General features: G+C 47.6%; 22 protein-coding genes, 1 tRNA gene and 1 pseudogene. 5 read left to right on the top strand and 19 right to left on the bottom strand.

Annotation, left to right across the window (positions count from 1 at the left end):
* The first annotated feature begins 22 nt into the window (after nt 1–22).
* A complete protein-coding gene (locus HUN05_24005) occupies nt 23–1,183 on the top strand; it encodes a hypothetical protein (GenBank protein WDP87822.1) in 1,161 nt (386 codons plus the stop codon).
* A 14-nt stretch (nt 1,184–1,197) separates the two neighbouring features.
* Nucleotides 1,198–2,691, top strand: coding sequence for a hypothetical protein (locus HUN05_24000; protein ID WDP87821.1), 1,494 nt, complete (start codon nt 1,198–1,200; stop codon nt 2,689–2,691).
* Between the two features lie 325 nt (nt 2,692–3,016).
* Here the strand turns inward: HUN05_24000 and HUN05_23995 are convergent, their stop codons facing one another.
* From HUN05_23995 to mnmG, 12 genes and pseudogenes are all read right to left on the bottom strand, one after another.
* Nucleotides 3,017–4,300: a TRAP transporter large permease gene (locus HUN05_23995; protein ID WDP87820.1), complete on the bottom strand. Its 1,284-nt coding sequence runs from the start codon at nt 4,298–4,300 to the stop codon at nt 3,017–3,019.
* The gene (locus HUN05_23990; protein ID WDP87819.1) at nt 4,297–4,896 is read right to left on the bottom strand and encodes a TRAP transporter small permease; all 600 of its coding nucleotides are present in this window, start codon (nt 4,894–4,896) and stop codon (nt 4,297–4,299) included. Before HUN05_23990 ends, HUN05_23995 begins: the two co-directional genes overlap by 4 nt.
* 17 nt (nt 4,897–4,913) lie before the next feature.
* Nucleotides 4,914–6,125 (bottom strand): IS256 family transposase, encoded by a 1,212-nt coding sequence (locus HUN05_23985; protein WDP87818.1) that lies wholly within the window; start codon nt 6,123–6,125, stop codon nt 4,914–4,916.
* Between the two features lie 420 nt (nt 6,126–6,545).
* Entirely contained in the window at nt 6,546–7,418 is an 873-nt protein-coding gene (locus HUN05_23980; protein WDP87817.1) for a TRAP transporter substrate-binding protein, read from the bottom strand.
* Between the two features lie 122 nt (nt 7,419–7,540).
* Nucleotides 7,541–8,476: a histidinol dehydrogenase gene (hisD, locus tag HUN05_23975; GenBank protein WDP87816.1), complete on the bottom strand. Its 936-nt coding sequence runs from the start codon at nt 8,474–8,476 to the stop codon at nt 7,541–7,543.
* The gene (locus HUN05_23970; protein WDP87815.1) at nt 8,469–8,816 is read right to left on the bottom strand and encodes a histidinol dehydrogenase; all 348 of its coding nucleotides are present in this window, start codon (nt 8,814–8,816) and stop codon (nt 8,469–8,471) included. The genes hisD and HUN05_23970 overlap by 8 nt, the downstream gene beginning before the upstream one ends.
* Nucleotides 8,817–9,218: 402 nt before the next feature.
* Nucleotides 9,219–10,232: a LacI family DNA-binding transcriptional regulator gene (locus HUN05_23965; GenBank protein WDP87814.1), complete on the bottom strand. Its 1,014-nt coding sequence runs from the start codon at nt 10,230–10,232 to the stop codon at nt 9,219–9,221.
* Nucleotides 10,233–10,999: 767 nt separating this feature from the next.
* A tRNA-Met gene (locus HUN05_23960) sits at nt 11,000–11,076 on the bottom strand.
* Nucleotides 11,077–11,130: 54 nt separating this feature from the next.
* Complete coding sequence (locus tag HUN05_23955; GenBank protein ID WDP87813.1) at nt 11,131–12,837, bottom strand: zinc-ribbon domain-containing protein; 1,707 nt, start codon at nt 12,835–12,837, stop codon at nt 11,131–11,133.
* A gap of 17 nt (nt 12,838–12,854) precedes the next feature.
* The gene (gene hpt / locus HUN05_23950) at nt 12,855–13,370 is read right to left on the bottom strand and encodes a hypoxanthine phosphoribosyltransferase (protein ID WDP87812.1); all 516 of its coding nucleotides are present in this window, start codon (nt 13,368–13,370) and stop codon (nt 12,855–12,857) included.
* Nucleotides 13,371–13,377: 7 nt separating this feature from the next.
* Nucleotides 13,378–14,331, bottom strand: a pseudogene (locus tag HUN05_23945) (J domain-containing protein).
* Between the two features lie 89 nt (nt 14,332–14,420).
* Entirely contained in the window at nt 14,421–16,304 is a 1,884-nt protein-coding gene (gene mnmG, locus HUN05_23940) for a tRNA uridine-5-carboxymethylaminomethyl(34) synthesis enzyme MnmG (GenBank protein WDP87811.1), read from the bottom strand.
* A 261-nt stretch (nt 16,305–16,565) separates the two neighbouring features.
* On the opposite strand from mnmG, the gene HUN05_23935 reads away from it, so the two are divergent.
* A complete protein-coding gene (locus HUN05_23935; GenBank protein ID WDP87810.1) occupies nt 16,566–17,489 on the top strand; it encodes a TIGR01212 family radical SAM protein in 924 nt (307 codons plus the stop codon).
* 35 nt (nt 17,490–17,524) lie between these two features.
* On the top strand, nt 17,525–18,307 hold the full coding sequence (locus HUN05_23930) for a crotonase/enoyl-CoA hydratase family protein (protein ID WDP87809.1): 783 nt from the start codon (nt 17,525–17,527) through the stop codon (nt 18,305–18,307).
* A 15-nt stretch (nt 18,308–18,322) separates the two neighbouring features.
* Here the strand turns inward: HUN05_23930 and HUN05_23925 are convergent, their stop codons facing one another.
* On the bottom strand, nt 18,323–18,697 hold the full coding sequence (locus HUN05_23925) for an MBL fold metallo-hydrolase (GenBank protein WDP83753.1): 375 nt from the start codon (nt 18,695–18,697) through the stop codon (nt 18,323–18,325).
* Nucleotides 18,698–18,791: 94 nt separating this feature from the next.
* The gene (locus HUN05_23920) at nt 18,792–19,343 is read right to left on the bottom strand and encodes an MBL fold metallo-hydrolase (protein WDP87808.1); all 552 of its coding nucleotides are present in this window, start codon (nt 19,341–19,343) and stop codon (nt 18,792–18,794) included.
* Between the two features lie 316 nt (nt 19,344–19,659).
* Here HUN05_23920 and HUN05_23915 point away from each other — a divergent pair, with 316 nt between their 5' ends.
* The gene (locus HUN05_23915; GenBank protein WDP87807.1) at nt 19,660–20,172 is read left to right on the top strand and encodes a lysoplasmalogenase; all 513 of its coding nucleotides are present in this window, start codon (nt 19,660–19,662) and stop codon (nt 20,170–20,172) included.
* Between the two features lie 289 nt (nt 20,173–20,461).
* Here HUN05_23915 and HUN05_23910 read toward each other — a convergent pair whose 3' ends face one another.
* The 5 genes from HUN05_23910 to HUN05_23890 form a co-directional block, all read right to left on the bottom strand.
* Nucleotides 20,462–21,334: a sugar kinase gene (locus HUN05_23910; GenBank protein ID WDP87806.1), complete on the bottom strand. Its 873-nt coding sequence runs from the start codon at nt 21,332–21,334 to the stop codon at nt 20,462–20,464.
* Nucleotides 21,322–21,879: a DUF3343 domain-containing protein gene (locus HUN05_23905; GenBank protein WDP87805.1), complete on the bottom strand. Its 558-nt coding sequence runs from the start codon at nt 21,877–21,879 to the stop codon at nt 21,322–21,324. The genes HUN05_23910 and HUN05_23905 overlap by 13 nt, the downstream gene beginning before the upstream one ends.
* Nucleotides 21,880–21,885: 6 nt before the next feature.
* A complete protein-coding gene (locus HUN05_23900; protein WDP87804.1) occupies nt 21,886–22,104 on the bottom strand; it encodes a sulfurtransferase TusA family protein in 219 nt (72 codons plus the stop codon).
* Between the two features lie 31 nt (nt 22,105–22,135).
* Complete coding sequence (locus HUN05_23895) at nt 22,136–23,227, bottom strand: YedE-related selenium metabolism membrane protein (GenBank protein WDP87803.1); 1,092 nt, start codon at nt 23,225–23,227, stop codon at nt 22,136–22,138.
* 212 nt (nt 23,228–23,439) lie between these two features.
* Nucleotides 23,440–24,477, bottom strand: a complete 1,038-nt coding sequence (locus tag HUN05_23890; protein ID WDP87802.1) for a hypothetical protein — start codon at nt 24,475–24,477, stop codon at nt 23,440–23,442.
* Nucleotides 24,478–24,488 lie beyond the last annotated feature (11 nt).

Genomic DNA, 24,488 nt, shown 5'->3' with positions numbered 1-24,488 from the left:
GATGTCCAATTGGCCGGGACGGATGAAAAGCGAAGGGCTTGAGACCGTTTGGATTCAGCTTTGTACAGATAGTTCGGTTGATATTCATGTTCGATACTATCGAAGGTCCTGTGACCGCCGAAAAGGAAAAAGATATAAAGGTGCATACGCTGGCTTAATCCTTCTTGGAATCCATGATCGCTGCTCGCCTGCTTTGGCTTCTATGGTGAGTTCTTGGTCAGCCTTATTAAGTTCTTTTGAAGAAGTCCGTCAAGTGCTTTGTGACCGTGGGATGACGTTGGGTATAAAGGTCATCCGTAAACTGACCTATCGGTACGCAGAGCGGGCTCGAGCCGAACAACAAGCGGGCCGAATCCCATTAAATGATGGAGATTTACTTGAAGGGCGGCGAGTCGTTATCAGCACTGATGGTGGCCGCACTCGGCTCAGAGAGAAGAAAAGGGGACCAAAAACCCAAAAGGATAGAACCCGATTTCGTGGGGCATGGCGAGAACCCAAGCTTTTGATCATTTATGTAGTGGACGCCCATAGAAAACAAGAAAAAAGCTTTTCACCATTTATTGATGGCTGTTTCAATGGACCGGATGGTGTATTCCACTTGTTAAAGGGTTATTTGAACTCCCTTCATATTCAGAACTCAGACAAAATACTGTTTGTTGCAGATGGGGCACATTGGATTTGGAATCGAATCCCCGGACTGCTAAAAGCATTGGGTTTGGCTCCTGAGCGTGTGTATGAACTTCTCGATTTCTACCATGCAGTTGAGCATCTGGGTACAGTAGCAGGCTTAAGGAAGACCTGGTCATCCAAGGAACGCAAACGCTGGGTATCGAAGCAGCGAGGTCTTCTGCTGAAGGGAAAGGCGATTGAGGTGGTACAGGCCGTCCAGAAGCTTTGTAGAGGCAGAAACAGTAAGGCTATCAAGACGGAACGGGATTATTTTGTGCGCAATGAACTGAGGCTTAATTTCTCAACTGTAAAAGCGTTGAACTTACCTATTGGCAGCGGTGCTATTGAAAGTTCGATTCGGAGAGTCGTGAATTTACGTCTTAAAGGTCCATGCATCTTTTGGTATCGGGAGAATGCAGAAAAAATGATTATGCTACGATCATTTTATAAAGCAGGGCGTTGGAACTGCCTGAAGCAGATGGCAAACATGCACAATCCAGTGCCAGCGGTATAACCGGGAAAATGGGAATGCGCCCGAAAAAAGTGACCCGCCAGGATCGTTTGATTCAATTCTGCCTGGATGACCAGGTGAATGACTATCGGCGTGCCCAGGCCTTTGCCCTTTTATCTGACATTTCCTTTTTATTGAGTAAAATAAATGATGAAAAAACCGATTATGGAACCAGGCTTCTCTCGGCTGCGGCTGGCATCAAGCAGGCAGAAAACGCAGACGATATCGCGGTAAAACAGATATTTAAGGCTGGGGACAGGCTGCTGGCAGCTGAAAATCGCTTTCACCAGGATCACCCGGTTTTCCCCTTTAATCTTGTGGATCTTGCCCCAGACTTGAGTTTTAATCAAATCTTGAGAATGATCTTTGATCAAACCAAAGATATCGCTTTTTTACTGGAGGTGAAAAAGGCGACACAATCAAATAATCTGGTGGATGCGATTGAACACCGGATTCTGCTTCTTGTAAAGACGACCGGCCAGGTACTGGCAATTAAAGATCTTAAGATGCTTACTCGGATCGCAATTCATACCTGGAAAGAAGAGGTCGGTTTAGAGGCTCTCAGGCAGATAAATGACATCCCTTCCCTGATCCTTATTTATACCTCTCTGGCCCAAAAAGACAACTATAGCGATCAGATTAGATACAGTGCAAGAAACAAACTGGAAAAACGGGTCTCTATGGTTAAAGAAGATGACCAACTGCTTAAAATTGCCTTGACCCCGGGTCTTGACCGCTATGTCATTGATGCGGCGGTCAATGGCATCCAATCCCATGACCTGCTTGTGGGAAAATTTTTGTCCCTGGAAAACAGCCAAACCAGAACATCAATTGCTGACAGGCTGTTAAAATCGCTGGATAAAATCAATGACAAGGAATTGCTCTTTTTGCTGGTAGATCAAGGCAGTTACGGGATAAATGAAAAATATCCTGCCGTGGATAAGATTAATGATCCCCAATCATTGATCCGGCTGGCCAACTTGAGACTTGAAGATAATTTAATGGGGCATGTCATTGGATCCATAGACCATAAAGATATTCTGTTGAAGATCGCAAAAACCGCCAAGACATCCATGGCAAGGGAAAAGGCCTTTGAAAAATTGGCCGAATTCAGATGCTGCTTTGAAGGGTGGCACGATTGTGACTTCCTTTCCCAGATCGGTCGTTTGAAAATGATTTTACTAGAACAGAGTGTCCAGCATGGGTATGGAAGAATGAGGTTAAAAATAGACCACAAATGTTATACCCAGCCGTATAAAATAAAATCAGGGAAAGCTGCCTGCAACAAGGCCATTGTTTTTTTGACCATCCAATTGAAAAATCCAGCAGGAAAAACCATACGATCCTACAAATCCCATGAAAACAAGACAGATATCCAATTTCGGGAAACCGAATATGACTGTAACACGGTCTGCCCCCAGGGCGTTGAGGATTTTGTCCGATCCGTTATCGGCTTGCTTGACAAACCAGACCGAGACAGGCTGTTGTCAGAGTATTACCAGGCCGGGTGAACTATTCTGGTACTCTCCTATTCCAGCCGGGCAAGGGGAAATTTTAATAAAAGTTACCTGCGGTAATCCTGCTATACTGTTGTAAATTTTTTGAAAAAATCAGCGAAAACTATTAAAATGGCACGCCCGGAGGGATTCGAATCCCTCCGCTTTATCCCGCTTGGGGGGCGCACAGGTATCTGAAGCTGGGTATATATGGCGTTCTGGTAAAGAGATCTGTATGGCATTGAGCCTTGTTTTCGGGCAGCTGGAATTCCTTTTGTATTATTCTGTTAACCCAATGAAGGGATGCAAATATTGCTATTATTTATCCTAATTTTCCAATTTAGAAACCAGCCAACTTTGGAATAATCATCGTTATGGCAGGTATGTAAGTGATGCACAGCAGGATAACGAATTCCATAATGATGAGCGGATTAACCTCTCTGATCAAATCTTCAAGTTTTACATTATCAATGGCAGCACCAACAAATAGGCCAGAACCCACCGGAGGTGTGTTAAGCCCAACCAGAAGATTCACGCAGAAGATCAGCCCGAAGTGGAGAGGTGAAATACCATAGGAAGCTGCCACCGGTGCAAAAATAGGTGCAAAGATGAAAATGGCAGGAAAAAGATCAACCACACAACCGATCAGTAAAAGCATGATATTGAGAAGTAACAAAAATATAATCGGATTATCAGTCATGCTGTGCAGGGTTTCAGCCATTAGTGTGGGAACATTTTCTGTGGCCAGAACATAGTTGAACAGATTACTGGTGGCTAAAAGCAGGAACATGATGGAGCTGACCTTGGCACTGTTAAAAAAGATTTTTTTCAGGTCAGTGATTTTTAAAGTCCGAAAAAGCAGCAAACACACAACAAGCGCATATGCTGAAGCTGCTGCAGCTGATTCAGTTGCAGTATAAACCCCGCTAATGACACCGATTACGATCAAAAGAGGCATCACTAAAACAATAGCGCTTTGCCTTACAATTTTTAAAATCTCTTCCCAGGAATAGGACTCTGTCCGTTTTTCATAATTGCGATTGCGGCTGATGATATAGTTTATAACCATTAATCCGACACCGGTGAGAATGCCCGGTATGATACCGGCTAAGAATAATCCCCCGATGGACACATTGCCCACGGCCAGAGCATATATTACGAATGTCAGACTGGGCGGAATGATGGGACCTATTACTGATGAAGCAATGGTGATTGCGGTACTGTATGCTCGGCTGTAACCTTTCCCGGACATAGCAGGAATAAGGATGGAGCCAATGGCAGTCGTGTCAGCTGTGGCCGATCCTGTGATGCCGGCAAAAAAAATGCTGGCCATAATATTGGTATGACCGAGCCCGCCTCTTATTTTACCAACCAGAACATCAGACAGATCGGTCAAGGATTTTGTCATTCCACCATAGAGCATTATTTCTCCGGCCAGTACAAACATGGGAATGGCGCAGAGTACAAAGGAGTCGACACCGGAAAACATATAATGAGAGATCAAAATTAGGGGGACATCCTGACTCATGAGGGCAAACATGGATGAAATGCCAATGGCAAACGCTATGGGCATCTCCAGAACAATGAACAGTATAAACGTAACGATCAAGATTGTAAGCGTCATTTGGATCTCCACTTTTCGAAATCTTCGATGATAATGCGGATTGATACGAGTACAAACAGCACTCCGCTGGTCGGGATAATAAAATATGGTATGGCCCGAGATATGCGTAAGGCTCCTGTTTTAAGCGGCATAAGGCTCATTGCCTCCTGCCAGCCGCCGACAATCATGACGCCCAGGAATCCAATAATAAAAAGGTGAAGCAGGATGCTCAAACCGGCTGCCAAGCCAGCAGGGAGCCGGTCAACAAAAAAATTAAGCCCGACATGCTCCCGATACCGCAGGGCATATCCAGCAGCCAGAAAAAGTGACCATACCATAAGAAACCTTGCAGCCTCTTCTGGCCAGGAAAGAGCGTTGTTCAGGATAAATCTACAAAAAATCTGCAGGCAAATAATACTCATCATTCCAGCCGTTGCCATAATGATAACCCAGCGGATAAAACGGGAATGTTCAGAATTCTGTGTCACGGTTTCGGTTCCCGGATCTGCCTCAGCGCCAGCGGAAGTAAAAGTCAGGTCCGAGAATGGGCCTTCAATCAGCCACGTCGGAGGAGTTGACTTTTGCTGGAGTGGAGTTCCTGGAACCATCTTTTCCATCTGTAAATAAATCCCTATCAAATTCCCAGCTCTTTATCCAGCCGGCCTTCAAAGAAAATTGCCAACTGGGAAATTGTCAGTGACCAATTTTGAATCGGCATTGTCCATTTTTTACTGGCGTTCTGGATCCCCGTGTAAAGCAGCTTTAACAGGCTGTCCTGGTTCGGGAATGATCCCTTTGTTTTGGTCAGTTTTCGAAACTGTCGATGCACAGCCTCAATGGTATTTGTGGTGTATATTATCCGTCGAATCTCTTCTGGATATTTAAAGAAATGACTGAGGCGTTCCCAGTTGTTCCGCCAGGATTTTATCACAATCGGGTATTTGTCATTCCATTTATTTTCCAAGATATCCAGTTCTTCTTCGGCCAGATCCTTATTGACCGCTTTATAAACACGTTTTAGATCTGCCATAAATTCCTTTTTATTTTTGGAACCAACGTATTTCAATGAATTTCGGATCTGGTGGACTACGCAGAGTTGAACTTCTGTGTCCGGGAATATGGTCTCAATGGCCTCGGGAAAACCTTTTAGACCATCAACACAGGCAATCAGGATATCTTTTACCCCTCGGTTTGAAAGGTCTGTTAACACCTGCAGCCAGAAGTTCGCACCCTCATTCTCGGATATGTACAGCCCAAGAACCTCTTTGCGGCCCTCGATATTCACCCCAAGAATTGTGTAAACGGCTTTGCTGCCGACCTTTCCGTTTTCTCGTACTTTATAATGTATGGCATCAAGCCATACGATTGGGTACACATTTTCCAACGGCCTGGCCTGCCATTCTTTGACGGTATGGATGATTTTATCGGTAATGGTGCTCAGAGTGGCATTTGAAATCTCAAGTCCATAGATTTCCTGTAAATGGGAAGCCATATCATTATAACTCATGCCCAGGCCGTAAAGGGCTATTATCTTTCTTTCAATTTCATCGCTGAGCGTTGTCTGATGTTTTTTGACGATCTGTGGAGAGAAGGTTCCGGCACTGTCACGCGGGGTTTCCAGCTCAAATTTACCATCCAGGGATTTAATGGTCTTTTTGCTTTTTCCATTACGGCGGTTGGCAGAAACTTCCTGCCCGAGATGGGACTCCAACTCTCCTTCAAGAGCAGCTTCAGCAAGATTTTTGATTAATGATGTAAGGACGCCGCCCTTACCTGTGAAGGGTTTACCTTCCTGGATGCCTTTAAGGGCTTTTTGAAAATCAAATTCGGTGTTTTCTTCGGTCATGTCAGTTCTCCTTATTTAGCTGAGTATATCAGCTTTGATTCAACTGACACAGAATTTTGAACGCCCTCAATAAAACGGTCGAACAGTGTCATTATTTTGTTCATAATAGGTCTTTCCTCCAGAGCCATGGCGCTTTTCGGCTCCAGCTTTTTATTTCAGGGCCGCCCTGTAAGTTGAGGCAGTGCCCGGTATAGGCGAACACCGCCCCTGAATCATTTTTTTGCTTGATTTATTAAAGAGTTTCACGAATCTGATAAATTTACATACCCGCCTCAATATCCGAAATGGTTTTAAATGCTTTGGCAGTCATTTTTTCTCCAACTTTTTCTTTTATCCAAGGTATTACTGCGGCATGGGCGGCTTTTTTCAACCGGGCCTTTTCATCAGCATTCAAGGAAACAACATTCACGCCGTTCTGTTTTAGGATATCAATGGAAACGACCCGGTTGCGATACCGAATTCCGCTGCTGCGGCCATCTGGGAACCTTCCTTGACTATTTTTTGTAGGTCTTGGGGCAGTGACTGGTAAAACCGCTCGTTCACCAGGTAAAGATTGGCGCACCCCATGCTCATATCCAGTGTTACATTTTTAGCCACTTCATAATATTTCTGGTCTACCATAATTGTCAGTGTATGCCCAAGACCATGGATAACTCCGGTCTTGATGGCAGTGTAAATTTCAGCCCAGGAAACCGGTGTGGCAGATGCGCCTAGCGCTTCCCAAGTCTTAATGGTCAGCTGACTGTTGGGAAGCGTTCTTAATTTTAGGCCGTTGAGATCTTCAATACGCTTGACGGCCTGTTTTTTATTTATAAAATTATAAAACCCATAAGGGGCTGCGCCTAGAACCCTTACACCCATGTTTTTGGCCATCATATCACTCAGTTCTTCAAATGTTTCGCTTTCAAAAAATTTTTTCATGACAAGTTCGTCTGAAAATAAATAAGGAGTGAACCAAATCATCATGGGGTCATAAGCGCCGGTGATTGATTCGTCACCCTGGGCCATTTTGTGGATGCCTAATTTAAGGTCCTCGAATAATTTTTCTGAATCCCCGAGCTGGCCGGATGGATAAATATCCACCTCAATTTTTCCTTCGCTGCTGGATTCAACATATTGTTCAAAGGTCTTCCATCCGAGTGTATTAGGCCCATCCGGTGATTCAAGGCAACCTATTTTCAATTTATAGCTTTTTGCATCTGCTGATACCGGTACTATAAAAATTGCGGATAGCACCAAAAGGATCGAAACTGTGAAAAGTGTTTTACTGCTGATTCTTTCAAATGTACGCATGTTGCCTCCTGTTAAAATTGTGGTATTAAAAAAGATGTCAGAAAGCAGCCTTTTTCAGTCAGGGCCAAATGTGGCTGCTCCCAGTTTTCTTGTTTTAGACAATGGATAAAAATGATTTATCCTTAGCTTCGGTATTCTTTTAAACGGATAGTTGCGGCATACCGATGCGCATCCATCCCTTCGTATTCTTCTTGAACTTCAGCGTATCGGGCCAGTTTCATGCTAACCGCCTGATCTGTTTCCATATGGCTCTGTACTTTCATGTACATGCCTACCCAGAGTCCGCCGGTGTACCGGGCAGCCCCTGAGGTGGGCAGGGTATGGTTGGGACCTGCAATTTTATCCGCATATACTTCTGCGGTATCCTCGCCCAGAAAAGCTGACCCATAGTGGCGACAATGCTCAAGCACCTCACGAGGAGATGCTGTGTGGATTTCCAGATGCTCAGGGGCGTACTGGTTCGTATATTCAATAGCCTCATCCAAGGTATCCACCAGGGCCACCACGCCGTAGTCGTTCCATGAGGCACGGGCCACTTTTTCGGTCTTTCTCTCCTTGAGTTGGCCCTCCACCTCTTTGATGGTATTTTCAGCCAATTCCCTGCTATTTGTTACCAGGCAAGCCCTGGCATTCGGGTCATGCTCTGCCTGGGCAAGAAGATCGGCAGCCACCCAATCAGCCCTGGCAGTCTCATCGGCAATAATTAAAATTTCACTGGGGCCGGCAAGAAAGTCTATACTCACTTTACCGAATACCTGGCGTTTTGCCTCAGCAACAAATTGGTTTCCCGGTCCCACTATTAAGTCCACAGGCTTGATACTCTCTGTCCCGTATGCCAGTGCGGCAACCGCCTGGGCTCCGCCCATGCAGTAGATTTCGTCACAGCCCAAGGCATTTATTGTATAAAGGATACCAGGATTGATCTCGCCGATTGTACCCGGAGGGCTGACTGCGACGATCCGTTTAACACCGGCGACTTTGGCCGGGACAATAGACATGACCGCGGCAGTCAGGCAGGGGTAACGACCGGCAGGGATGTAGCAACCGCAACTATCCACGGGGATAACCCGGTGACCCATGGATAGTTGCGGGCTTGATCAGAGTTTCTAGGGGGCTGAAACAATTCTTTTGAGCCTGGGCAAAGGCAGTTACCTGTTCAATGGCAAAATCCAGTTCTTCAACCACTTCTGCAGGAAGGCGGCCTTTGGCCATTGCCGCGGCTTCCGGTGTAATACGGAAGGTCTCCGGTGTATGGTTGTCGAATTTTTCCTGGTAAAATTTTAAGGCGGCATCTCCTTCGTTCCTTACTTTATTGATAATATCTCGAACAGTGTTTTGAATGCCTTCTATGGCAGCTGCGGTTTTTAACTTGTCTGCTTTCAATAACTCCAATGACATGGGTTAAATCTCCTTATCGTTTGATCTTTTATTGTTGTAAACCATTGTTTGAATTCTTCCAGTAAATATGGTCGGGAATGTGATAACAGTAAAAAAAACAGCCTTGCCTCCCAACCCTCATGGGCCTTCTTGATGTTTTCCTTTGGCTCAAAAAAACATAATCGTGTAAACGTTTGCACAAGTATGATTCAAGGAAATTTAATTGTCAAGAGCTAGTTTGAAATTTCTTAAAAGATTGTAACTATCTTAAATCAAGGAATTATTGGTGAAAATATGTTGTTCTGCTACCAAGGTGGCTGTATGTGAAGGCGGGGCGGATGAACATCTTAGTCTATGGAAAATATCATGTTTGTGCAAAAAAATTGCACAAACATATGGGGCTCATCTGTTTGTTTAGGCTGATTATTCTTTCAGGTAGCCGCAGGTCATTCTGACAACGAGTTGGGGGACAATCTTAATTAGTTTGTGGTCAGGGATATGTCCGTCTATCTGTGCTAAAATATTTTTAACGGCGAGGCGGGAGAGCTGCTTCATATCATATCTGACCGATGTTAACTGGATTCTGTGATGGGCGGACATCTCACAATCGTCGAATCCGACAATGGCAATATCGTCAGGGATGGAAATGCCGGCTTCATCAATGGCCTGCATGGCGCCAAATGCAATATGATCATCTGCACAAACGATTGCATCCGGCTGTGAACTGCGTCGCAGAAAGATTTTACAATGCTTGTATCCGGTATCGTAACTAAAGGTATTGCCTTTTAATACCAAATTTTCATCTAAGGGAACATTATTTTCCTGCAACGCCTGGTAATACCCATGATATCTGGTTTTTGCCGTGAACAGGTCGTCAGGTCCTCCGATCATCGCTATTTTTCGGTGTCCTATCCGCAGCAGGTGGTTTACAAGCATATTTATGCCATAGGCGCCGTCAGGGACAATCTGAACTCCGGTATTCTTTGCCAGCCGCCGCATCACCTGAACAACAGGAAACTTTTCCTTGATCAGATTTTCAAGTGATTTCTCCTCAAGCCGGGTCGCAGTGACGATTATGCCGTCGACACCCACCCGTTTCAAATCCTCTATGGCTTCGTGAATGCCTGAAGGCAGGTCCAGGGTGCTTCGAATAATTACCTGATAGCCTTCATGCTGGGCCTCGTTGAGAATGTTTTTTGTAACAGCGGCATGAAATGAATTTTTTAAATCATAAATTATAAGGCCAATCAGGTAGCTCTTTTTCTCTCTGAATCCCCTGGCAATAAGGCTAGGCTGATATCCAACTTTTTTGGCGGTTTCAATGATTTTGTTTTTAGCCGCTCTGCTAATTCTGGGATGATCGTTCAAGGCCCTGGAAACAGTGGCCGCAGAAAATCCTGTCATTTCTGCCAGGTCCTTCAAGGTCAGGCGTTTCATTCTTTTCCCTTCATCTGGATAGCTTAATTTTAAGCGCGGTGCAATCGTTTGCAATAAAAATGAAACGTTTCCCTTTTATTGTCAAGCATTTATTTGGGCGGAGGCCCTGCTACCGTAATGCCGGGGCGCCTGAGGCGGTTTGGTAGACAGCCGCTGGGCCAAACCTGGTGGGGCAACAGGCATCATGGAAAAAAATATTGGTCCTCGGCTGGTATTATCACTGTGAAATGGTGGTTTCAGATTCTTTATATTTTGACTGCTTTTTTTGATGGCAATAGGGGTAAAATGGCTTTTTTCCAAGAAAAAATTAATATGGAGGTTCTCAGATTAAATTTTGGGTTGGGTTCAAAAATACCAATAAAATTATGCCATTTGCATAGTTCAAACGTAACCTATTTATGAGAACCGCTATCAATACTCCTGGCGTACTCTTCACGGGGACACCGGCAAATTCTGTTCCATCCGGTGTGGTGATACGCCATTAGGTTGCTTCTCATTTTTCTGAATAGCTGTTGGGTTTTCCCGGCAAGAAAAATGGATAGCTGTGATGCAGTCCTGTGACTGTCTAAGCTCCTTGAGTCCAACCAGAGGATGGAGGTCAGAGGGTACGCACAACCTGAAGCAATACCCCGAGCTGTTTTGTACAAGATATGCCATGTCTGTCCTCTACACTTTGTGTAAACTTTTTGTGTAAAGACACAATATTTGGCCAAACAAAAAACCCGGTACACTTGGATTAACCATGGGCACCGGGCCTTGTATTATTTTGGTAGCGACGCAGAGATTTGAACTCCGGACCCTGCGGATATGAGCCGCATGCTCTAACCAACTGAGCTACGTCGCCAAAAAACCCGGAAACAATAGCATAACTTTTATTCCCGTGTCAATTGATAAATTATTATTTTTCAGCCTGGGGCTGAAAATCCAGCACCTCCACCGTAAAATTGGTCAGGTTTTCCGGGAGGTTGGAAAAAACCAGCATGAACATGACCGAGCCGCCGGGCTTGATATTGACATTGGTATTCTGGTGTCCCGTTTTGAGTGTCAGTTCTTTTTGGATGTCTGATATATTGCCGGATTTTAAGATTTCTTCGGCAATGACATTTCCGCAGAAAACCGTCTGGGTGCCGGCATTGGCCTTGTCCTTGGAGAGCAGGGTCCCTTTTACCCGGATATGGCTGTATACCCTGTCAGAGGGGTTTTCAATACGGCCGGTGACAACAAACAACTCCCCAGCGCTGGTATTGGAGACAAACCTGCCATTGATGGTGGATTTTTTGGGCACGGGTTTTACAATGGGTTTGGGTGCGGGCTCAGGTTTAAGAATCTGGGTAAGATAGGGGATTTTAATCTCTGATAAAAAGGGGATGTCTGCCCCCAGTCTGAAGCTGAGCACATAGGCAACAATTACCAGTAAAAAAAGGAGGAATAAAATTTTAACAGGTGAACTTATGCTCCTTTTTTGGGCTTTGCCCCGTTTTTTCCGGGTCTCTTTTGCAGAGGGCGGATCAATCAGGGCCTTTGCCCCCATGGGCTGGGATACTTCAGTTTTGTCGGGTTCTTCTGATGGTTCAGTCTCGGCCGTTGTTTCAAGGCTATTGTCATCTTCCGGCTCCAAAGGGGCCTCTGCTGCCAATGCTTCCGGTTCCGGCAGGTCTGTGTCCTGGTCCAGCACCATGTCATAATCTGCAAATTTATCATCGTCAGCAGGTGGTTCAACGATTGTCTCTTGCGCATCTTCATCATCGGCTTTGGGATCTGTCTCTTCGGTGGGCTCTGTTTCCAAAACCTGGGGGCCATCCTCTTGGGTCTCCGGGATGGCTTGGGCCTCCTCCATTTCCAGGCCAGCCTCGAGATCCTCATGGATCTGGTCATCCTCAAACACAAGCTCGGCATCAGGATCATCATCCAAAGAAAGCTCCAGCTCAGGGGCGTCAAATTCCAGGTCTTCCAGATCGTCCTCTGTTTCCAGGGTCAGTCCGTGAACCGTCAGGTCATCTCCATCCTGGTCAAAACTGATTTCAATATCCGCGGTTTCATCGTCCGTGTCCGGGTCTTGGGATTGCTCTGCTTGCTGTGCCTCTTCGGGCGTCAAGTCAGCTTCTGGTGTTTCATCTTTTTCCAGTGCCAACCCGGGGATGTCAAATTCCGGCTCGTCAAATTCAGATTCCGGCTCGTCCAAAGCCAACTCAGTCTCTTCAAAGTCAATGGCCTGATCTTCTATCTTTGTTTCATCGTCTTGGTGTTCAATGCCTGGTTCCGGATCTTTTGGCTCGTCAAATTCAATATCATCAAACTCGATATCATCAAATTCCGATGGTTCTGTCTCAAAGTCATCGGCCTGGGAAAATTCAAATGGCTGGGATGTATCAGGATCATTAAACTCGACCTCATCACTCGGGTCGTCTGGGGATTCGGAAAAATCAGCGGTTTCAAAATCAAGGTCTTCTGGTGCTTCAAATACCGGATCTTCTGCGTCTTGGGCCGGGAGAAATGCTGTGAAAACATGTTTGCACTGGCTGCAGCGGACCTTGGACCCCTGGGGGCTAATCAAGGCATCATCAAGGGTAAATCGGGTTGAACACTCTTCACAGGTAATAATCATCAATCATCCCCCTTGTCTTATAATTTCAAATCAAAGATTGCAGGCAGGTTTCTGTATTTTTCATTATAATCAAGTCCATAGCCCACGATAAAACCTTTTTCAAGGGTAAAACATGAATAATCCGCATTGAGTTCCACCTCCCGGCGTTCATGTTTATCGATCAGGGTGCAAATTTTAACGGATTGCGGGTTTAAAAGCTGGACAAACTCCACGATCTTAAACAGGGTCTGGCCGGTATCGACAATGTCTTCCACTAAAAGGATATCCCTGCCTTCAAGCTCAAGGTCCGGCTGTTTGGTAAATACGGTCTGCCCGCTGGAGGTCGTGCCTTCATAGGAAGAGGCCCCGATAAGATCAATTTCATGATCAATATTAATGGCCCGGGTCAGGTCCGAGAGAAAGACAAAAGAGCCCTTGAGCACTCCTACAAGCACGAGGTCCCGGCCTTTATAGTCGCTGGCAATCTGCTTCCCGATTTCTTTAACCTTTATTTGAATCTGTTCTTGGGAAATCAGGGGGATGAATTCAGGCATGTTTAGATTATAATCCTGTTTTTTTGAGTTGGGTGATCAGGTCGGTCTGTTTTTGGTTTAATTTTTTAGGCATATTTATATTAACCACAACAAAGAGATCTCCGCAACCATTTCCTTTCATATAAGGGATGCCCATGCCCGGAAGGCGCATTTTTGCCTTGTGTCCGGTCCCTTGGGGCAGGTTGAGATTGATGGTTCTGCCCCTTGGAGTGGTGACCTCAATCTTATCCCCGAGAAGGGCCTGGGAGAGGCGGACATCCTGGTTCATGAGGATATTGTTCTCCTCAATGGTAATTCCCTGGGCAAGGGCAGGTCTGGACGTGATATACAGATGGCCTGCGGGCCCGCCATTGGGACTGGGTTCTCCTTTGGAGGCCAGCCGTATTTTTTTTCCCGGGGTCAGGCCTTTGGGGATTTTGACCTCAACCGCTTTGGCCTGGCCGTTCTGGGTGATGGTGATGGTTTTCTTGCAGCCGTTGATCAACTCCTCTAAGGTGAGGGGAAGTTCATATTCCAGGTTTTTGCCCCGGACCGGGGCCTGTCTGCTGCCTCAGCCACCACCGCCCATGTTTTGGGAAAAAGGATTGCCGTCCATGCCTGAAAACCCTCCCCGGGTCCCCCCGCCTGACTGGTTAAAGGCCCTGGAAAAGCCGCCGCCACGGCTGCCGCCAAATCCGAATTCTTTTAAAATATCTCCGAAATCAAAATTTCTGAAAATATCTTCCTGGGAAAACCGCTGCTGGAAATCGGCAGACCCATAGGTATCGTATTGTTTCTTTTTTTCCGGGTCAGAGAGCACGGCATAGGCCTCTGATATCTTTTTGAATTTATCCTCAAGGGCTTTATCCCCCTTGGTTTTATCCGGATGGTATTTTAAGGCCAGTTTTCTGTAGGCTTTTTTGATTTCTGAGGCAGAAGCGGTTTTGCCCAGCCCAAGAATCTTATAATAATCTTCAGCCATTATTGGATATATCCTCGAAAGTTAAAGTTAAATTTCATTGTTTTGTGAAATAAATGATAAGCCTCAACCTCCCTAAGTCAAGGGGAATGTCAGGGGGTTTTATTCTGTCTGAAGGCCGTAATGGCAACCATGAGAACGGATATGGCCGCCGGGGTCATTCCGTCCATGCGGGAGGCCTGGCCAAGGGAGGTCGGCCGGATCTGTCTGAGTTTTTCTCTGATCTCATTGGACAGGCCATGGGCTGTTCCATAGGCAAATTTTTTTGGGATCCTGATTTTTTCCAAATCCTTGAATTTTTTGATCTCATTGAACTGCCGTTTAATGTACCCCTCGTATTTGATTTCAATTTCCACCTGTTGGGCAGCCCTTGGGTGAAGCGTGTCTGGCCCGGGGCAAAGCTGGGTGACAAGATCATAACTGAGTTCTGCCCGCTTGATCAGCTGGTCGGCTTTGACCCCGTTTGAGATGGGATTGGTAAGATTTGCGGTTAAAAAATCGTTGGTTGCCTGGCTGGGTTTGACCACGGCCTGTTTGACCCGCAAGGTCTCCGCCCGGGTCTGGGACTTGATCTCTCGGGCAAATTCAAATGCCTCTTTTGAAATCAGCCCGTATTCAAAGCCTTGTCGGGCAAGTCTTAAATCGGCATTGTCTTCCCTGAGCAATAGTCTGTATTCCGCTCTGGAGGTGAACATCCGATAGGGTTCCGTTGTGCCCCGGGTCACAAGATCATCCACCATCACCCCCATATAGGCCTGGGACCTGTCCAGGATAAAGGGTTGTTTTTTCTGGATCCGGCATCCTGCGTTGACTCCGGCCCATAGCCCCTGGGCACCGGCTTCTTCATATCCTGAGGTCCCGTTGATCTGGCCGGCTAAAAACAGGCCCTGCACTTTTTTGGTCTCAAGACCTGAGTTCAGTTCTAAAGGATTGATATAGTCGTATTCAATGGCATAGGCCGGTCTCATGATCTGCGCCTGTTCCAGGCCCTTTACCGATCGGACCACCTGGTACTGGATCTCAAGGGGAAGGCTGTTTCCAAGGCCTGAGGCATAGATTTCCTTGGAGTCGATGCCCTCGTATTCCAGGATTACATGGTGGGAGTCCCGGTCCGGAAATTTTACGATCTTATCTTCAAAAGAGGGGCAGTACCTGGCAGACTGTCCCTTAATATGCCCCCCGTAAAGGGCGGAATATTCCAGGTTTTTTCGGATGATCTCATGGGTATTGGGATTGGTCTCTCCCATGAAACTTGGCAGCATGGGGTTACTAATTTTTTGGGTGCCAAAGGAAAAGGGTTTTGGGATTTCATCTGAACCATGGATATTGAACATGGAAAAATCGATGGAGTCGGCATGGAGCCTCGGGGGGGTGCCGGTTTTCATCCGCCCCAGGGTCAGTCCTATTTTTTCAAGATCCTTTGCCAGTCCTATGGATGAAAATTCCCCGGCCCGTCCGGCCTCTATCTTTGAAGATCCGATATGGACGGTGCCCCTTAAAAAGGTGCCCGTGGTAATGATGACGCAGGGGGCAAAATACTCAAATCCGGTCTGGTCAATGATGCCCTTGACCTGGTCTTTTTCCAGAATCAGGCTCTCGGCCATGGCCTGTTTCAGGTCAAGGTTTGGGGCCTCTTCCAGCACCTGTTTCATCTTTCTGGAATATAGGTTTTTATCGTTCTGGGTCCGGGTGGAATGAACGGCCGGGCCTTTCCGGGTATTGAGCGTCCGGTACTGGATGGCTGAGGCATCCGTAACCTTTGCCATCTGCCCGCCCAAGGCGTCAATTTCCTTGACCAGCTGTCCCTTGGCCATTCCCCCGATGGAGGGGCTGCAGGGCATGGCTGCGATCTTGTCCATGTCAATGGTTAAAATTAGGGTGTCGCACCCCATCCTGGCCGCAGCCAGGGCAGCTTCGCATCCGGCATGGCCGGCCCCGATGACAATGATGTCATATCTATTTTTATAAAAATTCATAACCATCTAAAATACTATACTTATGGGCTTGGGGTCAAGATTCAACCTGGGCCCTGGGAGATATCCAATAAATCATGTTGGCAAATTTGTGTGAAATTGGGTAAGGTAATCAAAGGGCGCAGGGCCGGATAAAGGCTGTACCCGGCGACTTGTTCCCGGCAGGAAGAGGGTGGACCTAAATAAAAAAAAAAGGGTTACAATGCAAGATTTAATTTTCAGTTTGTTACAGGTGAATTCATAAACAAGGAGATCCGGATCAGGATGGAAAAAGAAAAGCGGTATTCGGATTATAATACCTATCTGAGGCATTTGTTCGGGGAGCGGGTCCAGAAAATCTCAGTGGATGCGGGCCTGACCTGCCCCAATCGGGACGGAAAACTTTCCACCAGAGGATGTATTTACTGCAATGCCAAGGGCTCGGGTACAGGGGCCTTTGCCAGGGGGATTTCCATTCGGGACCAGGTTGAGACCGGCAAGATCCCCATGATGAAAAAGTACAAGGCCAAAAAATTTCTGGCCTATTTCCAGTCCTATACCAACACCTATACCTCGGTGGATCATATGCGGTTTATGTATGACCAGGCTCTTTCCTGTGAGGGGGTGGTGGGCATGGCCATCGGGACCCGGCCTGACTGCGTGGATTTAGAAAAAATAGAACTCATTGAGTCCTATACCCAAAATTATCTGGTCTGGCTGGAGTACGGGCTTCAATCCGTTCATGACACCACCCTGGATTTTATCAACCGGGGCCATGATTTTACAGCTTTTGAGCGGGCCATGGCCATGACCGTCAACCGCGGGATTAATTCCTGCGCCCATATTATTCTGGGCCTGCCCGGAGAAGACAGGTCCATGATGATGGACAGCGCAAAGGTATTGTCCGATCTTGGGGTGAACGGGGTCAAGATTCACCTGCTCTACGTGATTAAAAATACCCCTTTGGATGAGATTTATCAAAAGGGCGGGTATATTCCCTTGGAGCAGCAGGCCTATGTGGATCTGGTCTGTGATTATCTGGAGCGTCTGCCCAAAGAGATTATTATCCAGCGGATCACAGGGGATCCCCATGGCAGTGAACTTGTGGCACCGCTCTGGGCCGGACGGTACAGAGAAACCTTTAACATGATCCAGCACACCTTTGAGGCCAGAGATTCCTTCCAGGGCAAATTTTTTACCCCATCTTAGAACCGGGAAACCTTACCATTTAAAAGGATAAAGATATGAGCAAAGTGGATGTTAATACCCAGGGCCATGTCCTGCTCATGGGACTGAACCGGCCTGAAAAGATCAATGCCTTTGACCTGGATATGTACAGGGAACTGAGTGCTGCCTATGGAAAACTGCACAGGGACCCGGAAATCCGGTGCGGACTTTTGTACGCCCATGGGGATCATTTTACAGCCGGCCTGGATCTGGCCCAGTGGTCGGCCTGTTTTGCCCGGGGCAGTTTCCCTGAACTGCCCGATCAGGGCATGGACCCTCTGGGTCTGGATCCTGAAAGCCAGGTGGCCAAACCTGTGGTCATGGCGGTCCAGGGCCTCTGCCTGACCCTTGGTATTGAATTGCTTCTGGCTGCGGATATCAGGGTGGCCCAGGAAGATGCCCGATTCGGCCAGATAGAGATCAAGCGGGGGATTTATCCGTTGGGCAGGGCCACGGTCAGGCTCTTTCAGGAGGTGGGCTGGGGCAATGCCATGCGCTATCTTTTGACTGCAGATGAAATCAGCGCCCAAGAGGCCTTTCGAATGGGGCTGGTCCAGGAGCTGGTTCCCGAGAACAAAGGCTTTGACAGGGCCTTGAACATTGCCCATACCATTTCAAAACAGGCCCCTTTAGGCGTGGCCGCCACCCTGAGGTCTGCCCGGATTGTCAGGATAAAAGGGGAACAGGCCGCTGTGGAGCGCCTGCTGCCTGATCTTTTGCCCATCATGGCCTCCCAGGATGTCAAAGAGGGGCTGGATTCATTTATGGAGCGGCGCCCGGCAGAGTTTAAGGGGATTTAAAGTTTTGAAACACCCTTATGGTAATCGTGTTCCCCACCATGGGCTGCCCAGGTGTTTTAAGTCAATGGTCTGGCCGGCCACAGGGGTGGCAATGGGAATGTTGGCGGATTCTGCTGATGATTTGAGCCGGATCATGGGCTCGTACCAGGAATGAAGGGAAAGGTTGAACGTGCCCCAGTGGATGGGGTGGAGAATCTTTCCTTTCAGATCTTCGTGGGCCTTTACCGTTTCTTCCGGGTACATGTGGACCCCGTGCCAGGCCGGATTATAGGCTCCGCATTCCAGAAAGGTCATGTCAAAGGGGCCGAATTGTTCGCCGATTAAGGCAAATCCTTGAAAATATCCTGAGTCCCCTGAAAAAAAGATCTTGTAGTTAGGGGATTCAATCACCCAGGAGGCCCAGAGGGTCCGGTTCCGGTCAAACAGACCCCGCCCAGAAAAATGCCGGGCAGGCGTTGCCGTGACCTTGAATCTTGTTCGAGGCTCATGGGACTCCCACCAGTTGAGGGAGACGATCTTTTGGGGGGGGCATCCCCCAGGCTGACAGATGCTTTTCCACGCCCAGGGGCACCATGAACAGGCCTGTCTTCTCCTGGATGGCTTGGATGGAAAATTTGTTGAGATGATCATAGTGGTCATGGGAAATGATCACAAGATCAATGGGGGGAAGGGCTTCAATAACCAGGGGCAGGGGTCCGTTAAACCGTTTGGGTCCGACCATGGAGAGCTTGGGTTCAAACACAGGGTCCAGAAGTATTTTAAACCCATCCATATTGATCATCAGAGAAGAATGGCCAAGCCAGGTGGTGTTAAATCCTTGTTTCTCCCCTGAGGCAAATCGGGACAGATCGGTCTGTATGACCGGCAGGGTTTCTTGGGGAACCCGGTTGTTGTTTTCAAAGAGAAAGTCAATGGCGGCGGACAGGGTCTGGTGCCAATTCATGATCATGGGGCTGACATCGGTATAAAATTTATTGTTTTTTTGGTGGGGCATGGGCAGGGCCCGGGAGATCATAGTTTTGTCTTTGATTCTCATGGGGTTAAATTAACCATCATTGGGGGAATATCAACTTTGGAAGATTACCCATAATCTGTCTGCAGATTTTAGGGTAAAAAAGATCTTGCAAAAACAGCTTAACATAATAGTCTGTACAGGTCAGGCAGGGCAAGCGCAGAATTTAACAATTCTTATAACAGACCGGAGGGCCCATGGCAGGAGATCAAAAGCAGTTGAACCGGATGCTGATTTTCGGATTTTTCATCTTTTCTCTGGCATTTTTGCTGAGCCTGGATTCAAGACCCTACAGCTTGAGCTGGCTTGTAAAAACCATTCCCATTGGTTGTCTGGCCCTTTGGGCCTTTTTAAATTTAAAGGGGAAAACAAAGATGCTTTTGGGCTTGGGGTTTTTTTTTCAGGCATTGGGGATATCCTGCTTGAGCTCCCTTTTGACGGTCTTTTTGAGGCGGGCATGGCGGCCTTTATCCTGGCCCATTGTTTTTATATTGCCCTTTTTCTTGCCCGCCCAAAACTGACCCCTGTCAGGGGGCTTGTCATGGGGGGCATGGTTGTATTTACCCTCTGGTTTGGGGCCTTTCTTTTTCCAGGGCTCAAAGGGATGATGGTTCCCATTTATGTTTATCTCGGGGTGATCCTGTGTATGGGGATTTCTGCCTGTCTTGGCCGGGATAATCATTGGATGGTCATTGCCGGGGCCATTGTGTTTATTATTTCCGACTCTTTGATTGCCTGGACCCGGTTTGTCACCCCCATACCCCATTCAAGTCTTTGGGTGATGCTGACCTATTATCTGGCCCAGGCCATGCTGGCCCTGGGGGTGTTCAGGTCATACCCGAATATTTCATGACATTTTAAGTGTCTTGCCAAAAAGTTGTATTATTACAATTTGGTTGTGCCGTTTTTTAAGTCGTTTTCCATTATACAAAATTTCACCCTCCGGGCAAAGGGTTTTACCTCATCTGCTGGGTTACAGTCCGCTCGCAGTAAAGGACTAGGGCTTTTCGGTCTGTGCTTGCCGTTAAGGCAAAAACGTTTTGTGAAATATGCGGGCTAAGCTCCCCATATTTTGTCGGTTGAATCAACATTATGACTCTTTGGCTGTACATCTTTGGGTCCACAGGCTGTCTTTGATTCTTTTATAAGGATATTTTCAAGGTTTCAAGGGCATGGGTCAATGCCCGGGGAATCTGGCGGATAATATCCATGACCTGGGAGGCGGGGGTGGGCTGGGCAGAAACCCCTGCAAGGCGATTGGTCAGGGCGGCAATCTTTGCGGCCTCAGGAATGGTAAAGCCTGCCTGGACCAGGGCAGAGAGAATACCTGTCAGGGTGTCGCCGGTGCCGCCCATGGCCTCCATGGCATCGGCACTGGGCTGGTCGATGCAGTCTATGATTTTTCCTTTGCAGACCACATAATCGGTTGAGCCCTTGACCATGAGATGCTGGGCGGCGTTCCCGTGTTCCAGGGCCCGGGAAATCAGATCCGGGACCTGGTTGTCCTGGTGGAGGATAAACCCCCGGGTGTAAAAGGGATGGGGGGCTGTTTCATCGGCCAGAAAGGCCAGCTCTCCCACATCCGGGGTGAACAGGTCATAGGATGGGGCCTGGCCGCTCATTTTGGCTGCATACATAAAGCCTGCATCTGCAATGAGCTTGGGCCTTTTTTCCATCTCCTCCACGGCAAAGATCACCCGGTTGTGCCAGTCCACGTCGGGCTGGAGATAATGAAATACCAGGGTGTCTAATCTCATTTGGGGAAGGGTGAGGGTCAGGTCATGGTAAAGGGCACGGCTGCCTTTGCCCAGTCCGATATCCCCGACCAGAAATCCTTTGATTTCGGTGAGGCCCAGGACCTGCCCGGTTTTGACGGCAGCACCGATCAAGGCCGGGGTGCCCCGGTTGATCGCCACCTTTATGCCCTTGATCACAATAAATTCTTCGTCCAGGCGAATCCGGCCGCAGGTCAAAGGAAAGGACTCATCAGGAACGGTTCCGACTATTCCGAGCATTGGCGAATCATCTCCTTGTGGGCAATTTCCAGGGCATATCCGCAAAGGGTGTGTCCGATTTTTCCGGGCCTCGGGGCCTCGTCCAGATGCTGCCCCACCATTTTTTGGGCCAGAAAAGGCACATCAGGGCATCCGCCGCCGGAGACATTGACAATGCGTCTTGTTTTCTTGTGGATGGTCAGTTTCATATTGGCGGCCCTGACCATGAGATACTCTCCGAAATCCTTGGTGTGAAACAAATCCACAGGCCGGAGCAGGGGATGGGTCACCGGTACCATTTCCAGGGGGGGGATGCCTGCCTGGCTTAACTGCCTTAACAGCAAAAGTTTTTCAATGAGGGGAAACTCAATAACAAGGTCACACCCGCTTTGAATTCCCGGGGGAGGTCCCATCACCCGGACCTGCCATCCCTTGGATTTTAAAAAGTTTTCTGCCTGGATCACCTCGCTTGTGTTCTCAAAAACAAGGATACCCAGGTCCTTTTTCGGGACCTGGGCAGGGGAGTTTTCTTTTTTTTTAAAAAAACTCAAATTAAGACCGAACATTCAGTTTTAGCCTTTCAGGATATTAATTTTGGATTCATCACCATCGTTTGTGATTTCTTTGATTGTACAGCCCTTACTTTTAGCTGCTCGGGTTACATTTTCTTTGGACGCTTCATTGTCTACTATAACCTGGATTTCATTATCCGTCCCGGATTTTATTTCATCCAGAGTCATCAACACCGGCTGGGGGCAGGAAAGTCCCCTTGCATCAATTATTTTACTCATTATATATTCCTTATCACCTTAGTTTACTCTATTAGACTGACAGTTTTTTTCTCATGGTAAACCCGATAAATAGGCAAACGGCAAATCCGACCACGACGGCGGCAATGCCGTGGGGGCCCACCCCTTTGGGGGAGCTTGCCAGACCAAAATTATGGGCAAATCCGGCGCCCACGATCATGCCCATGACAAAAACAGCCGCATCTGAATCTCCTTCCCCTGCCAAAAACAGCTGGCGTCCGGGGCAGCCTCCGGCCAGGGCAAAGGCCAGGCCGGCCAGGGCCATGCCCAGAAAATTCCACATGTGTACGGTGTGAGCCACCGGCTGATTGGCAAATCCCGGGTGAAACTGACCCAAGATCACATTGGTTGTCAGGGCAAACACCACCAGGGCCAGAAACCCGCTCAAAAGATGGGTCTGGCCAAAGAGGATCAGATCTCTTAAGGCCCCCATGGTGCAGAACCGGCTGCGCTGGGCAATAAATCCAATCCCCAAGCTGACCAGAAGAGAGATGAGAATCGGGGCGTGCATGAACCCCGGTCCCTTGAGGCTGTAAAAGAGAACACCGCTTTTATTTTCTCCGTCTACCTGGGGATAAATGAGCATGAGAACCAGAAAGCCTACCATGATCAGGGGGAAAATCCATCCGGCACCTGCGTGGGTGGACTGGGACCGTCCCAGATTATACCCGTTTTTCAAAAACAGCACCCCGATATATATGCCCGATGCAAGCCCTAGAAGACCCACAATGGCGTTCCAGTCTCCTCCGGCCAGGCGCAGCACGGCCCGCCATGGGCATCCCAGAAAAACAAGGGCGCCGATCATGGCAAAGATGCCCAGAACAAAACGGACCATGGGGGCTGATCCGCAACGGGGTTTAAACTCTTTAAACCCATAGGCCGCTGCAAAAGACCCTATAACAAATCCAATGATTTCCGGGCGCATGTACTGAACGACGGAGGCCCTGTGAAACCCTAGTGCACCGGCAATGTCCCGTTCAAAACAGGCCACGCAGATGCCCATGTTCCCGGGATTTCCCAATTTTTGTAAAAGTGCGGCAAGGATACCGATGATGGCACCCACAGCAATAATCCCCCTACGGGTGGAAAAAAAATTTTTACCCATGAACTCTATACCTCCTGATATTTCAGTATTTATAACTATTTCGTTCCGAATCATCTCATGCCATGCATGATCAGCAGAATCCAATTGATTATCAGAATAAAGAATTTCAAAGGTATAGGTATTCTCTATATTCAAAGTTTTTGGATTTTTGGGGCAGATCCGCGGGATGAGGTGCAAAATACCCTCTCCGGGATATCAGGATTTTTGTTCGGCTATCGGCTCAAGGGCAGGCAAATGATGAACCGGGTGCCCTTGCCGGGCTGGGAAACAACGTCCATCGTGCCTTTGTGGTTTTCCGTGATAATGAAATAGGACACAGAAAGCCTTAATCCGGTTCCCACGCCCACAGGTTTGGTTGTAAAAAAGGGTTCAAATATTCGTTTGCGCACGGCCTCGTCCATGCCCGGGCCGTTGTCTTCAATTTCCATGCGCAGCATCGGCTGATTTTTCTCCCTGGACAGCCTTAGAATGAATTTTGATTTCAAACGGCCAGAAGAGTGAAACATGGCCTGGGCACCGTTGTTGAGTATGTTGAGCAATACCTGCTGAATTTTTGAACTTTCGCATGCAACCAGGGGCAGATCGGGTTCATACTCTTTTTCAATGACAATGGATTTAAAATCATATGATTTTTTTAAATCATAATCCGTGGCCGCAATCTCCAGAATTTTATCCACCAGCATGGCAGGGTCATGGGTTGAAAAAGAATCACTTCCCTGTCTTGCAAAAGAGAGCATATTATCTACAATCTCGGCCATTCGCCTGCTTGATTCAATCACTGAACTGATAATTTTCGGGATGCTGCGTGTTTCCATATAATGGCTGATGCCTGTCATGGTTGTTCCGGCCTCTTTTGCTGCACTGATATTGGCCGGAATATCTGAACAGGTGAGGCGGTTGAGCAAGAGATTTGAATTCTGGATCACCCCGGCCAGAGGGTTGTTGATCTCGTGGGCCATACCCGCTGCAAGTCCGCCCACGGAGAGCATTTTTTCAGTTTGGATGAGCATTTCTTCCATCTGCAGTTTTTGGGTGATATCATCAATGCGTATGACAGCCCCCCTATCCTGTGGCCCGGCCAGGGGATAAATGGTCATATCCACATAAACGGTTTCTTTTGTTCCTGAAACAAAGGGGTGTTTTAATACGTGTTTGATTTTTTTGGATTCCAGGCTGGTTTTTATGGTCGGTATCTGCTTGGTGATTTCAGGCATCATATCCTGGATGAAATTTCCCCTGGCCTTTTCCATGCTGATTCCTG

Source organism: Desulfobacter sp., assembly GCA_028768545.1.
Taxonomy (GTDB): Bacteria; Desulfobacterota; Desulfobacteria; order Desulfobacterales; family Desulfobacteraceae; genus Desulfobacter.
The sequence above is the reverse complement of the archived record's forward strand: the minus strand, read 5'-3'. Positions and strand labels throughout refer to the sequence as shown.